The organism is Reinekea marina (genome assembly GCF_030409715.1).
Lineage (GTDB): Bacteria > Pseudomonadota > Gammaproteobacteria > Pseudomonadales > Natronospirillaceae > Reinekea > Reinekea marina.
On record NZ_JAUFQI010000001.1, the window covers coordinates 2,962,522 to 2,976,297 of the forward strand.

The window sequence follows — 13,776 nt, forward strand, 5'->3', positions numbered from 1 at the left end:
CAGTGCATCACGACGTTACTTATTGGAAGGGCTTTCATTCGTTACCTTTAATTCTTCCGTGTCACCTACTACACGAATCGGAATAGCCCCAGTTTCTGATCCGGCGTACAAACTGACATGCGGAAAAGGAATTTCAATGCCTTGCTCGTCGAAAACATTTTTAATTTTTTCAAACAACTCATTTTTTACGGTAAGGAAGTTTTCTCGTTTTGCCCAAACAGAAAACTGAAGATCGACAGAAGAATTGCCAAAACCTAGAATAATGAACAGCGGAGCCGGCTCTTCTAAACACAAATTATTTTTTTCGGCTATGTCGAGCAATACTTCCTTAACTTTATTAACGTCTTCTCGATATGCTATGCCAATCTGTAGATCTAAGCGTCGAATTGGGAATTTCGTTAGGGTTGTAATTTCAGATTTAATCATCGTTTCATTCGGGATACGAACAAATAAATTGTCAAAAGTGCGCAATTTCACCGACAGTAGATCGATCGAAATAACCTCACCGGTCGTGCTTCCCACGCGGACGACATCTTTTATAGAAAAGGGACGCTCAATCATTAAAAACAGGCCACTGATTAAGTTAGATGCAGAGGTTTGTGAAGCAAAACCAATGGCCACCGTTAATATACCGGCCGCACCGATCACAACACTTAAATCGAAGCCCAGTTCACGCAACGCCGACATAATAAAAAGCACAATCAAAACGTAGTAAATTGACCGCCGAATGATCGTGAGATTGTGTATGGAAACTTTGTCATCAAGTAATTTAGCAACGGCTATGCTGGCAATACGAGCAACCAATAAACCAACCGCAAGTATTAAAATAGCACGCGAAGCCGACCACAACCGTGTCGAAGCCAACCATGTTAAAAATTCAATATTTTCATTCATAAGGAACTCCTTGTTCTGCACTTATGCAAATAAGCTGCTAAGTGAGCGAATGAGCCGATGTTTACTCACTTCAATTCTTGGCGCAGCCACGCGTTGAGCCTCTCCGGCTTCACTTGGCGCACTTTTATCGAGCGTCAGTACAACGGAATCTTCATCTTGCTCTCGCGTCACCGTCAGCGCTTCCGTCCACAAGTAACCCGAACGGTCGCTGAATAAGCTCAGCATGGGTACCGGTAGGTTAAATTGATCAATCACTAGCACTTCATTGCTGTCGTTCACCACATTGACCGGTGTAATCGCCCTATGTGTGCGCCGCTCTATAAGCTCTAAATTTAGTCGAGCGTCGGTATGCTTTGAATAGCACATTTCGCCCTCTATGGTCGTTGGTCCAAACCAAGAATCCGAAGGACGCCAAAACGGTTGGTCAAAAAACGGATCATGTTCCGGTGCAATGGTCACTTGAAACCACAAGGGCGTACTGACATAAAGCCGCCCAGTTTCACCTGGCATAATATTCAATGGCCGGCTAGGCCGACTGGTAATAGACCTATCTGCGAGAGCGGGTTGTATAATTATTTGGCTCTCGGTCGCCTTAAATAAATAGCGACATAAGCTTTCGTCATCGGGCAAAGTGTTTGGCGCTATCTTTCCTTGCTCCAACACAGTAACCCCCGCTTCTTCTAAAGCATCGACATTCCAGATATTCCATTCAGCCTGAAGCCGCCGAAGCACAAACTGTCGAGACCCAATAGACCAAGACGCCGCTTCATTTACTTCAAATTGAAAGGCTCCCCACCAAGGCTTTTGCACTTGCATTGTTTTTCCTTAATTGATGAAACTGACCCATAACTCCAAGATACCGAGAAAATTATCGATTGCACGAATATATTAGCCTGAATTATGAATCCACTGGGTTAAAACAGCCTCTATATTAGAATACTCGCACAGCCCTATGGATAATTTGCTTATTGAACAATTAATAGACTATATTAGAAAAACCAAAAATAAGAATAGCGAGCGAGGTTTTATGAATAGATTTTTAACATTTCTGACCTTAATAGGATTAGCGGTAAACGGTGCAATGGCGGACAATTCATTGCCAATTTCCAGTGACATTACCGAAGTCACTGTAAACACGGACGAAGGACCCTTTACCATTACCCGCCAAGCCAATGACATGCAACTCATTGGCGGCGTACTTCAACCATTGATCCCTGTAGCCGGGGTACACCCTATGGGCGAGTTGGAAGTACTTGAAGCGCTCAATGACCCAGAATTTGTGGTAGTTGACATGAGAACCATCGACTGGCGTGCAAAGAGCACCATCCCCGGCAGTATTCATATTCCTTACATAGAAATAGCAGCCCGCTTAGACGAGCTTGGCTGCACGGGTTCAGAGGGCGCATGGGATTGTACAAACGCACGTAAAGTGGTCGCGTTTTGCAACGGCCCAGCTTGTGGTCAGTCGCCTATCGCCATTCGCGCCATGGACAGAGAAGGTTACCCCACCGATAAAATTTACTACTACCGCGGCGGGATGCAAAGCTGGACAGTCATGGGGCTGAGTGTGTTGGAGGATGCGTTTTAATTTTAAGCGAAAAAACATAGTGCAAGCATAAAGGCTCACCCTTGGAGCTTGCACATTTTCTTCCGTACCCGCTCTTTCAAACTTGAATAGATTCCACCACCACTTATTGTCACTCCAATGTACCCTACCTAGAAATACAAAAACCAAAACAGAGTCAACATGCCCACGCCAAATGAACTCATTGAACGATTAACACAAATTGGACAATCTCTTAAAAACACCAATGCTGCCTATGCACTGCTAGGGCTTGGTTCTGCTGGTAGAGAACAGGACCGCTTAGATCAATATTCCGATTTAGATTTTTTTGTCATTGCGAAAGAACAGAAAAAACAATCATTTTTAAAAGACCTGAGCTGGCTTACCCAAATATCACCTGCCGGATACTACTTTCAAAACACCGTAGACGGCTTTAAGTTTTTATATAAAGACGGTATTTTTTGTGAGTTTGCTATTTTTGAAGCAGACGAATTACCCAGCATTCCATTCAGCCAAGGCAAAGTAATTTGGTCTGAGTCAGGTTTTGATACCTCACTATTACACCCAACATCGACACAAGGCGTATACCAGCGAAGTGACGATATTGAATGGATACTCGGCGAAGCCCTTACAAACCTCTATGTTGGGTTAGGCCGATACCAAAGAGGTGAAAAGTTATCGGCCTTTAAATTTGTGCAGAGCTTTGCCTTAGATCGATTGATCGATTTGTGCCACATCCAGTGGACCCCCAAACAAAACAGCCAAGATATTTTCATGCCCGATAGACGGCTTGAAAATCGATTTGAAGCAGCCGAAGCTCTCATAGATCAATGCGCGCAAGGTTATAGCAAAACAATTGAATCGGCATTGGCGCAGTTGCGGTGGTTAGAAGAGCATTTTGAAGTAAATAGCGCTATCGCTGGTGAGATTAGAAGGCTGGGAAAGAAATAACCAGATTCGCTTCGACCAGGCCGCTTCTCTTAAAACAAAATTGCAATCCTATTCCCGAATACATAGGCTAACATTTCTAAGGTAGGGACGATGTAACGATGCGTGTGGAGCGGCATTCCTAGCGGATTTGGACTGGTCCGCATCCGGCGACGACCTTATAAACAGCCGTCAGTTCTAATCTGGCCTTCTACGACATAACCAGCAGACGAAAAAAAACCGCTAACCTTTCGATTAACGGTTTCTTAAATTGGTAGCGCGGCTGGATTTGGACTGGCCCGCATCCGGCGACGACCTTATAAACAGCCGTCAGTTCTAATCTGGCCTTCTACGACAAAACCACCAGACGAAAAAAAACCGCTAACCTTTCGATAAACGGTTTCTTAAATTGGTAGCGCGGCTGGATTTGGACTGGCCCGCATCCGGCGACGACCTTATAAACAGCCGTCGGTTCTAATCTGGCCTTCTACGACAAAACCACCAGACGAAAAAAAACCGCTAATCTTTCGATTAACGGTTTCTTTAATGTGGTAGCGGGGGCCGGATTTGAACCGACGACCTTCGGGTTATGAGCCCGACGAGCTACCAGGCTGCTCCACCCCGCAACAAACTGGTCTTACTTTTTCTAAAACTTTCAACTTCAGTAACCATTCTTACTGAACGTTGTAATTGGTAGCGGGGGCCGGATTTGAACCGACGACCTTCGGGTTATGAGCCCGACGAGCTACCAGGCTGCTCCACCCCGCATCAAACTTGTCGTTTTGTTGATTGGCTAATGTTTTACCTCTCAACGGGGGCGCATAATAATGACTTATAGATCCAAGTCAACTAACTTTTTGATTTATTTAAGATTTTTCGATAAATACTGGTTCCTAGCCGCTAGCATTCTGGCTTCAAATTGCTCGTAGGTGCCCTTATCTACTGACCCAATGGTCAACCATTCAACAACACTTTGATGAACCAACGCAGGCGTTACTTGTTGGCCTAAACCATCAGACAACTTTCGAACTTGTAGATTCATTCGCATCTGAGCGTCTTCAGCTGGGCTTTCCGCGCCGACTAAAATCTCAATATCGAGTGTTTTCTCATGCATAACCGCTTGGTTAAACTCATCTACCGGATTTTGCCATTGGTTCTGTACCTCAAATAAGCCTTTGGCTGGGCTCGGTACTTTTATTGCTTGCCATTGCTCTGCTAGTGTTTCTGCACTTAGATTGTCGAAGCGAGCGGCTTTCACCCATTTAATGATGGCTTGCCAGTGGGCGTCTGCGCTGGCACGTTTTGCAGAGTTCGCTACGGCATTAAAAGCTTCGCAGGCTGCCTTAAAACGCTTATTTAAGGCTGGGTAGTGCTCTTTTGGCAATGTGCCCAACTGCTCATATTCAGATTTAAGATTCTCGAATACCGATTGATCAGCTTCGGGTGTTTCAGAATGAGTCAGCCCTTCTAAGCTGGTCAACACAGCCTCAGCTTGCTCACGGTTTGTTTCTAGTTCGGCTTTAAATTGCACGCTTTGCTCATCGCGTTTGGCAAAAAGCGCGTCACAAACTTCGCGAAACTCTTTCCACAGCTTTTGCTCGTCTTTACGTGATACAACTCCAGCTTTTTTCCACTCTTGTTGTAGCTTTTTCGCTTCGCCGGTCGCTTTTTTCACATCGTCGAGTTCGAGTAGAGATTTTGCTTTTTCAATAATGGCTTGCTTTTGCTCTTTAAAAACCGATTGTTCCTTAACCAGCTGATTAAACAACCCTTGATGCAACGTATCAAACTGCTTTTGAACGTTTTTACTGGCTGCTCGATCGACCGGCGAGTAATGGCGCCAATCGTTTCGTGCTGCTTGCAGTACACGGTCAATCTCTTTTAAATCGGGTGAGCTCCAATCGATCATGGCCGAATACTTACTCAGCTGCTCCACCACTTCTTTGCGTTTTTCTAAATTCACTTCGCGCAAGTGTCTTTGCTCGGCATAGTATTCTTTACATGGCTCATACGCCTGCTGAGCCAGCTCGTGAAAAGACTCCCATAAATCTTGCTGGCGGTTTTGCAATCCTCGGCTAAGCAGCTTCCACTCTTCTTGCATGTCTCGAATAGACTGAGCACGCTCTTCTGGTGGCACCGATTGTTGAACTAAGGCCCCCATTTTTTTTATCAATGCTTCTTTTTTAGGCAGTACAGCGTAACTTTGCCAGTCACGCAGTTTCTCTAACGCTTCGGTGGTTTCATCGAGTAACTTTTTCAACCCTGCATGATGTGAAAAATCAAAGCCCGCAATTTTCTCTTCTACGCCTTGATACAAACCTGATGCTCGACGGATCGACCCTTCTTCAATAGCCGATTGGCAACGCCGAATTTGACCTCTTATTGCGCGTACTTGATCAATTTCTTGTTGGCGGTGCTTAGCCAATGTCGCTTCGTGATCTTTCAACGCTTGTTTTATTTTTGCTAGCATGGCTGGTGTTTTATCTCCAAGCACGGGTTCAATATCTTGCACCCAGTGCTCTAGCTCACTCATGAGCCCTTTATTTGATTCTTCTTTAACGGCGGCCATTAACCCTTCATAACCATTATGTTCTGCCAGCAGGCTTTGCAATTTGGCTAACCCTACTTCGTAGGCCGTACACGCTTTATGAAAGGCTTGGTTTTCAGCCTTAGTCGGCGTGCTAACTTGCTCGGTTTCACGCCATTGATGTTGCAAGCCCGTTAAAAAATGCTGGCTTTGTGTTATGGCTTGTTCCGTGTAATCGCCATCTTCAATGCAACCGGCTAAGTCTTCGAGCAAAGTGTTTAGAATCGCTTGTCGTTGTTCCGATTGCTCACCTTCTTCGGCCTCGGGTAATCGTTCATTACCCTGTAAATGATCATTTTTTGATTCGAGCTCAGCTTGAGTGGTTTCTTCGGATATGTGTTGCTCTGGTTCAGCCTTCGTTTTTTCTTCCTCTAAACGAGCTTGAACAGCATTATGAGCTGTTTCATATTGGCTTTGCACCTGTGCAGAACAATGAGTGCCACATTGCCCCCACTGATCAACTAAACCGCGAAGTTTGGCTTCGTACATTGGGTCAAAGCTGGCTTTTGCGAGTTGCTCCAATGCGGCAATGACCGCCTGCTGCTTATCGAGCAACGCTTGCTCTGCTTTAGCCGCTTGTTGTAAGGCTTCTAACTTGTTTTTAACGATGCGATAAACGGTTTTGTCTTTCGCTTTTACTCGCTGCATCACACTGACAAGCACGCTTTCTTCATTGATATTCAACGCAGCCACTTGGCGAACTGATGCGTTAAAACCTTCACATGCGATCAACTGCAATGTGTCGCTGCCCAGCGTTTGCGGCTCTACTTTGGTAAAGTGTAGCTGCAGCATAAGAAGTTCGTTTTCCGGTAACGTAATATTTAAAGTGTTTAGCACGCTTTCATCGTTTTCGATGAGTTTAGCCAACTGCATCATTAAACTGTGTTTTCGCTTACCTTCAGCGACTTTAATATCGTCGGCCAATTGTTCAGGCGAAGTTAGCACAACCGTACCCGCTGGCTTTACAACCGGCGAGGTAGCGACTTGCTTTGCAGAGGCTTTTTTACGACCAAATAACTTTTGAAACACGAGTAAACTCCTTAAATTAACAAAACCTAACGCCTCTAGCGTTGAATTAAACCACTATTTGCGTTGGAAACTGTCACGAATGACAGGAAAACGTTAGCATACCCCCTTTCTAGCACCGTGCGGAACAGGATACAAGTAGGCATGAATCAAAAATTCTCCAGTGAACCCACATTACTTTGGTACGATTATGAAACTTGGGGTGTAGACCCTAGGCGAGACCGAATCTGTCAGTTTGCTGCGATCAGAACCGATTTAGACCTAAACCCCATTGGTGAGCCGATTAATCTATTCTGCAAGCCACCTGCAGATACCGTGATAGACCCTGAAGCCGTGTTGATCACCGGTTTATCGCCACTTGAGGTTGAACAAAACGGCCTCAACGAATGGGATTTTGCCCATGAAATATATCGCCTCATGTCAAAACCAGGCACTTGCAGCGTTGGCTACAACACCATTCGCTTTGATGATGAATGTACTCGCTATTTATTTTATCGCAATTTGTTAGACCCTTATGCGCGCGAATGGCAAAACGGTAATTCTCGCTGGGATATTCTAGATGTCGTGCGCATGTATGCCGCCCTGCGCCCTGAGGGTATTAAATGGCCACAGCATGAAAACGGCTCGCCCTCATTTAAACTGGAACATTTAACAGCGGAGAACGGCTTAGCGCACGAAAACGCGCACGATGCCGTGAGCGATGTTCAAGCCACCATTAGCTTTGCTCGACTTTTAAAAGAGGCCAACCCTAAGTTGTTTAACTTTGCGTTTAGCTTACGTTCGAAACACGAAGCACGCGCCCAGCTAGACTTAGTAAACCGTACGCCCCACCTGCACTTTACAGGGAAAATAGCGGCAACCGAATATTGCATGGGGATTGAAGTCCCCTTGTTTGTACACCCAGATCGAGCCAATGAAGTTGTGGTCATAGACGTTCGACACAACCCTGCTTGGCTACTCGATTACAGTGCTGAAGAACTTCAGCAATGGCTGTACAGTAAAACCGACGACCTTCCGGAAGGCATGAGTCGGCCGCCATTGCGCACAATTCACTTAAACAAAAGCCCCATGATTGCTCCGTTTAAATCATTAACGCCTGAGTTAGCTGAAAACCTTGATATTGATATAGACGAAGTAACAGGCTATGCCTCAACCGTTGCACAAAACCAACGTTATGTGGAGCTTGCGCAGGAAGTGATGAGCCAAACTCGACGTTACGATGACGAGGAACAAGAAAAAGACCCTGAACATTTGCTCTACGATGGTTTCATTGGCAACAAAGATCGAGCTTTATTAAATGAGATGGCATTTGGCAAACTTGCCATGGAAAACTGGATAGCAGAAGCACACCATTTTAATGACGCTCGTTTAGAGCCTTTGGTTGAAAACATATTAGGACGTCACTTTCCCACCGTTTTATTGCCAGAACAGCTAGAAAAGTGGCGAAATCAGCGTAAAAAAGCACTGACTCTCCCAAATCTTGGTCAAAAATTGACTGTTGACGCTGCATTAGACAAACTAAAGACCTTATTGGATAAACATAGCGGCCATTCCGGATTACTCGACACTCAAACCTACCTGCAACAGCTGCAAAAAAATTGGTTTGGATTAACTGAAGGGAAGGCTGAGCTAGATGAACAACTGGATTTATTTTGAGTGTTAAAACGTTAATTATAACCCTTTCTCTTTTGTTCGTGGTGGCCTTGTCACCACTGGCCAGCAGCAGCGAACCTAAAAACGGGCCCGATTCATTTTTACAAGCTATTCAAATTCAACGATCGGGTTTAAATAACATAATGGCCTATATCGATGAACGCCCAGAAATTTTTAATCGCCCTCCCAAACATACATCCATACTATCTCGTTTAGAGCGTCAACAAGTAAAAGATTTATGGATATTGTATTTGGATTATTTAGCCACGCTGAATCAATTGGCCGATCAGTCAGCAACTATAAATAAGCATTCTGGTTTAAATACAAAAGATCAGATTAAGCGTCACCAGTTGGCGTTTAATGCACACTATCGATTTGCGCTTGAGTTTATTAGCCGCGTCGATCAAGACCCTGAAATTGTAAAATGGCTAAACAAAGAGCACCCTGAAGTAAAGCTTAAAAAGAACAGTTACAAAAAGCTCAAACAGGTAATGCTCAGTGATTGGAAAACCGATAGGTTTGATGATTTAAACGCACGCTCAATTGCCAGCTTTTCCCCCGCCAACACACTTGACCAAGCGCTATGGGAAGACCGTCTGGCGATCAGTAAAATGAATCGCTTTGGGTTACTCACACAACAGAGTCTATCTTGGTTCAAAAGTACGCTTTATAAAGGTTGGTACCCTTTGCAAAAAAATGTGGCTTGGGGCATGGGTAAAGTGAAATTTTGGCGCATCGGCCGCACGCTTATTACACCAGAACAAGCACTCAGTTTCAGTCGCAGTTTTCAGCCCGGTGATTTCTTTATAACTCGTAAAGAATGGCGCATGACCAACTTAGGTATTCCCGGCTTTTGGACACATTCGGCGCTGTATATAGGTACAAAACAAGAGCGAGCGGAATTTTTTAACAGCCCTGAAATTACCGCATGGGTGTTAAGCCAAGGCATTGCCTCGGGCAATTTTGAAGACCTACTCCTGGCAACCAGCGAGATGTACCGAAATCATTCAGGCTTTGATGGGAACGGCGAGATCAGAGTCATCGAGGCGTTAAACCCCGGTGTCATTTTTAACTCGATAGAGTCTTCTCTCGATGCCGACGGTGCCGCCATTTTCAGACCAAACGTTTCAAGACTCGATATTGCTAAAGCCATTCAAGGCTCATTCACCTATACAGGAAAACCCTACGATTTCCATTTCGATTTTGACAGTGACACTGCGATGGTGTGTAGTGAACTTATTTTCAAAGCGTATCAAACCACTCCGGAACAAAACGGCATTACATTTCCCGTTAATTTAGTCGCCGGTAAAAAAATGCTGACACCGAATGAAATCGCCCTGTGGTTTGAACAAACGCGCAATACCGATCAACAGCAAATAGAATTGGTTATGTTTATAGATAGCAATGAAAAGGCCGGCGTTGCTTATGAATCTACCGAGCAAGCGTTTTTAGGATCGTACAAGCGGCCAAAATGGCATGTTTTTCAACAATCAAGCTGGACCGAAGTAAATAAAAAAATACCCACCACGGCCAGCCAATAAAAGATTCTAGTTACTTATTAAAAAATGCGGATACCGCATTTTTAAAGTCGTCGCTCTCTAAGCGCTTTCGAAACAAGGCCCCTTCTTCATCGATGGTTTGTAACGTTTTAGACATGTAGGTTTGTTTCATTAATTTTTTGGTAATACGAACAGATTCAGTGGGCAACTTTGCAATGCCTTGAGCTTGTTGTAACGCAGCACTGAAAAATGTTTCATCGCTGTACACTTCATTGATCAACCCAGCCTCTTTCGCTTCATGAGCGCCAAACATTTTCCCGGTCAGTAACCACTCACTCGCTTTAGCATGCCCAACTCGCAAAGGTAATAAGTAGGAACTGGCAAATTCAGGAACCAAGCCAAGATTTACAAAAGGCATTTGGAACTTGGCGTTTTCGCCACAAAACACTAGATCGCAATGCAGCAAGAGTGTGGTACCTATGCCCACGGCCGCGCCATTTACAGCGGCAATCACTGGTTTTGGGAAATCGGCCATGGTCATTAAAAACTGAAATACTGGCGCATCATCATCTTCAGGTGGGTGTTGCATAAAATCAGCTAAATCGTTGCCGGCGGTAAAGCAAGATTTTTGCCCGGACATTAACACCACTTGCACGGCATCGTTTTTGCGAGCATTAATAAACGCCGCCGTCAGTTCTTTGTACATCTGCTCGGTTATAGCATTCTTTTTATCGGGGCGGTTAAATTGAATCTCCATTACACCCTGAGCCGTATTGATATTGATATCGGACATATCGAATCTCTCTAAACATTTACTCCTCAATTTAAACGAGCGTTTTAATTTTGCAAGCCATGACCTTATAAATTCGTCGAATATTCACTATACAACCACCCCGAAAGCGCGCATTTTGGTGTACACTTCCCGCTAAAGCCCAATGAACTCAGGCAGGAGCGAGTAATGACCCAAATTAAACAAGAAGATCTCATTCAAAGTGTTGCCGATGCACTGCAATACATTTCTTATTACCACCCAAAAGATTTTATCGATGCCGTACACGAAGCCTATTTGCGAGAAGAGTCTCCGGCGGCTAAAGACGCTATGGCGCAAATATTGATCAACAGCCGCATGTGCGCTGAAGGTCACCGCCCTATTTGTCAGGACACCGGTATTGTGACCGTGTTTTTGAAAATAGGCATGGATGTACAATTTGGCGATGCCACCATGGGTGTTGAAGACATGGTGAACGAAGGTGTTCGTCGTGCCTATTTGCACCCTGATAACGTTTTGCGTGCGTCTATTCTAGCCGATCCTGACGGTGCGCGTGCCAACACCAAAGACAATACGCCTGCGGTAATACACACCCAAGTGGTACCGGGCAACACCATCGATGTACAGGTGGCTGCAAAAGGCGGCGGCAGTGAAGCTAAAACCAAATTTGCGATGTTAAACCCTTCCGATTCAATCGTTGATTGGGTATTAAAAGTTGTCCCAGAAATGGGCGCTGGTTGGTGTCCTCCGGGCATGTTGGGCATAGGCATTGGCGGCACGGCCGAAAAAGCCATGATCATGGCGAAAGAATCGCTCATGGATCCGATCAACATTCAAGAACTGCAAGAACGGGGCGCCTCAAACCGTTCTGAAGAACTGCGTTTAGAGTTGTTTGAAAAAGTAAATAAACTCGGCATTGGTGCACAGGGCTTAGGCGGTTTAACCACCGTACTCGATGTAAAAGTAGTCGATACCCCAACGCACGCAGCCAATAAACCTGTTGCGATCATTCCGAACTGTGCTGCCACACGTCATGCGCATTTTGTTTTAGATGGCAGTGGCGTTGCTGAACTACCAGCACCGAAAATGTCTGATTGGCCCGATATTGTTTGGGAAGCCGGCCCTTCTGCACGCAAGGTAAATTTAGATACCTTGAAAAAAGACGACATGCTTGATTGGAAGCCGGGTGAAACGTTGTTGCTTTCAGGCAAAATGTATACAGGCCGAGACGCTGCGCACAAACGCATGGTAGACATGATCAATAAGGGTGAAAAACTGCCCGTTGATTTGACCAATAAAGTCATTTATTACGTGGGCCCAGTTGATGCCGTGCGTGACGAAGCCGTTGGTCCTGCTGGCCCAACTACGGCCACTCGCATGGATAAATTTACCGACACTGTTTTAGAGCATACCGGACTGATCGGCATGGTAGGTAAAGCAGAGCGTGGCCCTATTGCCTTAGAAGCCATTAAAAAGCACAAAGCTACCTACATGATGGCAGTCGGTGGTGCGGCTTATTTAGTCTCTAAAGCCATTCGAAGTGCAAAGGTTGTCGCCTTCGAAGATTTAGGTATGGAAGCGATTTACGAGTTCGAACTGGATGAAATGCCGGTGACGCTTGCAGTGGATACAAATGGAGAATCGGTTCACCGTACTGGACCGCAAACTTGGGCGGCTAAAATTGCGGCTAAAGAGGTCTCTTAGTTTTACAACCTGAGGTGAGGCGCATAAGTTGCGCTTCACCTAAATTTTTTTAGCCGTATCGGTTAATGTAATTGAGCATCAAAGTCGGGCATCTGATCTGCATCGTCTAACAACAATACTTCCATATCGACCAACTGCTTATACAGCGCATCTACTTCCTCTAACAACATGGTTAACCATTGGTCAAACTGCGCCTGAGTCAAATGTTTAGATGGTACAGCGTGGCTTATCAACAAGCGTGGTACGTCGTTGTCGGCCATAGTCAGCATGACCTTAACCAAGGTTGAATCGTAATTCATAAAGTGTACGGCACCTTGCAGTGGCAACACGGCCGAAAAACGCAGCGCTATTTCTAATAAAAAATGGCACCGAAATTCTTCCACAAACACCCGCGCTTCTAACACACCTTCTTGGCCTTCCCAGACAGGTAAATGAATGCCTTCACAGTCTTCACAAACATATACTTCAAGCTTGTTTGCTTCTATCCATTGTTGAACTTCGGTGCGGGTAATTTCGGTCATGTTACGTTTGGGTCTCGGTTTTGAATTTTCGGCCATTGTAGACTGCCGTTATTGGCTTTGCACATCTAAAGGCGCAAATTCTTTTACAGCACGAATCGCAAAGGAACTATCAATGGTATTGACCATGCTAAGGCGTTGTAACCGCCTGACCCAACTTTCGTAGGCGGCCAAATCACTTACGACCACGTGCAATAAATAATCAAAAGAGCCAGAGACGGTATAGCAACTCATGACTTCGCTCATAGCTTCTACAGCCTTTTCAAAATTAATCACCACCGGTTCTTGGTGCTGACTAAGCCTGACATGTACAAAAACTGTGACAGATAATCCGAGCTTTTCTCGGTTTAATCGGGCATGAACACCCGTGATTAACCCTGCCTGCTCCAGTTGCCGAATACGTCGTGCACAAGGGGAGCTTGATAACCCAACCTTTTCGGCCAGTTCAGCAGCCGTGGCGCTGGCGTCTTTTTGCAGTAAATCTAAAAGTTGCCGGTCTATTCTGTCTAATTTCATGGTTAGCTCTACTAATCAATATTCAACTAAAAAAAGGTTTCTGCTGCTAACTTAGCATATTTTTATAGCAGATATTAGCAACCAAACACCAAAGCATTCGAGCATACTGGCCGCCCAAC

12 protein-coding genes and 2 tRNA genes are annotated in these 13,776 nt (G+C 45.0%); 6 read left to right on the forward strand and 8 right to left on the reverse strand.

Going from position 1 to position 13,776, the window contains the following annotated elements:
- Positions 1 to 15: 15 nt before the first annotated feature.
- Positions 16 to 894 (reverse strand): mechanosensitive ion channel family protein, encoded by an 879-nt coding sequence (locus QWZ13_RS16255; protein ID WP_290282698.1) that lies wholly within the window; start codon positions 892 to 894, stop codon positions 16 to 18.
- Positions 895 to 915: 21 nt separating this feature from the next.
- Positions 916 to 1,710: a DUF432 domain-containing protein gene (locus tag QWZ13_RS16260; protein WP_290282699.1), complete on the reverse strand. Its 795-nt coding sequence runs from the start codon at positions 1,708 to 1,710 to the stop codon at positions 916 to 918.
- A 136-nt stretch (positions 1,711 to 1,846) separates the two neighbouring features.
- Between QWZ13_RS16260 and QWZ13_RS16265 the strand changes: the two genes are divergently transcribed.
- Both QWZ13_RS16265 and QWZ13_RS16270 read left to right on the forward strand, forming a co-directional pair.
- The gene (locus QWZ13_RS16265; RefSeq protein WP_290282700.1) at positions 1,847 to 2,482 is read left to right on the forward strand and encodes a rhodanese-like domain-containing protein; all 636 of its coding nucleotides are present in this window, start codon (positions 1,847 to 1,849) and stop codon (positions 2,480 to 2,482) included.
- A 159-nt stretch (positions 2,483 to 2,641) separates the two neighbouring features.
- A complete protein-coding gene (locus QWZ13_RS16270) occupies positions 2,642 to 3,409 on the forward strand; it encodes a hypothetical protein (protein WP_290282701.1) in 768 nt (255 codons plus the stop codon).
- A 525-nt stretch (positions 3,410 to 3,934) separates the two neighbouring features.
- On the opposite strand, the gene QWZ13_RS16275 is transcribed toward QWZ13_RS16270, so the two are convergent.
- The 3 genes from QWZ13_RS16275 to QWZ13_RS16285 all read right to left on the reverse strand — a co-directional run bounded on the left by QWZ13_RS16275 (position 3,935) and on the right by QWZ13_RS16285 (position 7,001).
- Positions 3,935 to 4,011: transfer RNA gene (locus tag QWZ13_RS16275), tRNA-Met, on the reverse strand.
- A 65-nt stretch (positions 4,012 to 4,076) separates the two neighbouring features.
- Positions 4,077 to 4,153, reverse strand: a tRNA-Met gene (locus QWZ13_RS16280).
- 94 nt (positions 4,154 to 4,247) lie between these two features.
- Positions 4,248 to 7,001 (reverse strand): DUF349 domain-containing protein, encoded by a 2,754-nt coding sequence (locus QWZ13_RS16285; protein WP_290282702.1) that lies wholly within the window; start codon positions 6,999 to 7,001, stop codon positions 4,248 to 4,250.
- A gap of 141 nt (positions 7,002 to 7,142) precedes the next feature.
- On the opposite strand from QWZ13_RS16285, the gene sbcB reads away from it, so the two are divergent.
- A complete protein-coding gene (gene sbcB, locus QWZ13_RS16290) occupies positions 7,143 to 8,654 on the forward strand; it encodes an exodeoxyribonuclease I (protein WP_290282703.1) in 1,512 nt (503 codons plus the stop codon).
- Positions 8,651 to 10,192, forward strand: coding sequence for a YiiX/YebB-like N1pC/P60 family cysteine hydrolase (locus tag QWZ13_RS16295; RefSeq protein ID WP_290282704.1), 1,542 nt, complete (start codon positions 8,651 to 8,653; stop codon positions 10,190 to 10,192). The genes sbcB and QWZ13_RS16295 overlap by 4 nt, the downstream gene beginning before the upstream one ends.
- Positions 10,193 to 10,202: 10 nt before the next feature.
- Here the strand turns inward: QWZ13_RS16295 and QWZ13_RS16300 are convergent, their stop codons facing one another.
- Positions 10,203 to 10,943: an enoyl-CoA hydratase gene (locus QWZ13_RS16300; RefSeq protein WP_290282705.1), complete on the reverse strand. Its 741-nt coding sequence runs from the start codon at positions 10,941 to 10,943 to the stop codon at positions 10,203 to 10,205.
- On the opposite strand from QWZ13_RS16300, the gene QWZ13_RS16305 reads away from it, so the two are divergent.
- Together QWZ13_RS16305 and QWZ13_RS16310 are read left to right on the forward strand one after the other, a co-directional pair.
- The gene (locus tag QWZ13_RS16305; RefSeq protein ID WP_290282706.1) at positions 10,930 to 11,079 is read left to right on the forward strand and encodes a hypothetical protein; all 150 of its coding nucleotides are present in this window, start codon (positions 10,930 to 10,932) and stop codon (positions 11,077 to 11,079) included. The genes QWZ13_RS16300 and QWZ13_RS16305 overlap by 14 nt on opposite strands.
- A 29-nt stretch (positions 11,080 to 11,108) precedes the next feature.
- Positions 11,109 to 12,623, forward strand: a complete 1,515-nt coding sequence (locus QWZ13_RS16310; protein ID WP_290282707.1) for a fumarate hydratase — start codon at positions 11,109 to 11,111, stop codon at positions 12,621 to 12,623.
- A 62-nt stretch (positions 12,624 to 12,685) separates the two neighbouring features.
- Here QWZ13_RS16310 and QWZ13_RS16315 read toward each other — a convergent pair whose 3' ends face one another.
- Together QWZ13_RS16315 and QWZ13_RS16320 are read right to left on the reverse strand one after the other, a co-directional pair.
- Positions 12,686 to 13,180, reverse strand: a complete 495-nt coding sequence (locus tag QWZ13_RS16315) for a YbjN domain-containing protein (RefSeq protein ID WP_290282708.1) — start codon at positions 13,178 to 13,180, stop codon at positions 12,686 to 12,688.
- Positions 13,181 to 13,192: 12 nt separating this feature from the next.
- The gene (locus QWZ13_RS16320; RefSeq protein ID WP_216000008.1) at positions 13,193 to 13,657 is read right to left on the reverse strand and encodes an Lrp/AsnC family transcriptional regulator; all 465 of its coding nucleotides are present in this window, start codon (positions 13,655 to 13,657) and stop codon (positions 13,193 to 13,195) included.
- Between the last annotated feature and the right edge of the window lie 119 nt (positions 13,658 to 13,776).

Bases quoted from the DNA above. Each gene is read 5' to 3' on its own strand.
- QWZ13_RS16255 (WP_290282698.1), bottom strand. From the start codon at position 894: ATGAATGAAAATATTGAATTTTTAACATGGTTGGCTTCGACACGGTTG.
- QWZ13_RS16260 (WP_290282699.1), bottom strand. From the start codon at position 1,710: ATGCAAGTGCAAAAGCCTTGGTGGGGAGCCTTTCAATTTGAAGTAAAT.
- QWZ13_RS16265 (WP_290282700.1), top strand. From the start codon at position 1,847: ATGGATAATTTGCTTATTGAACAATTAATAGACTATATTAGAAAAACC.
- QWZ13_RS16270 (WP_290282701.1), top strand. From the start codon at position 2,642: ATGCCCACGCCAAATGAACTCATTGAACGATTAACACAAATTGGACAA.
- sbcB (WP_290282703.1), top strand. From the start codon at position 7,143: ATGAATCAAAAATTCTCCAGTGAACCCACATTACTTTGGTACGATTAT.
- QWZ13_RS16300 (WP_290282705.1), bottom strand. From the start codon at position 10,943: ATGTCCGATATCAATATCAATACGGCTCAGGGTGTAATGGAGATTCAA.
- QWZ13_RS16310 (WP_290282707.1), top strand. From the start codon at position 11,109: ATGACCCAAATTAAACAAGAAGATCTCATTCAAAGTGTTGCCGATGCA.
- QWZ13_RS16315 (WP_290282708.1), bottom strand. From the start codon at position 13,180: ATGGCCGAAAATTCAAAACCGAGACCCAAACGTAACATGACCGAAATT.
- QWZ13_RS16320 (WP_216000008.1), bottom strand. From the start codon at position 13,657: ATGAAATTAGACAGAATAGACCGGCAACTTTTAGATTTACTGCAAAAA.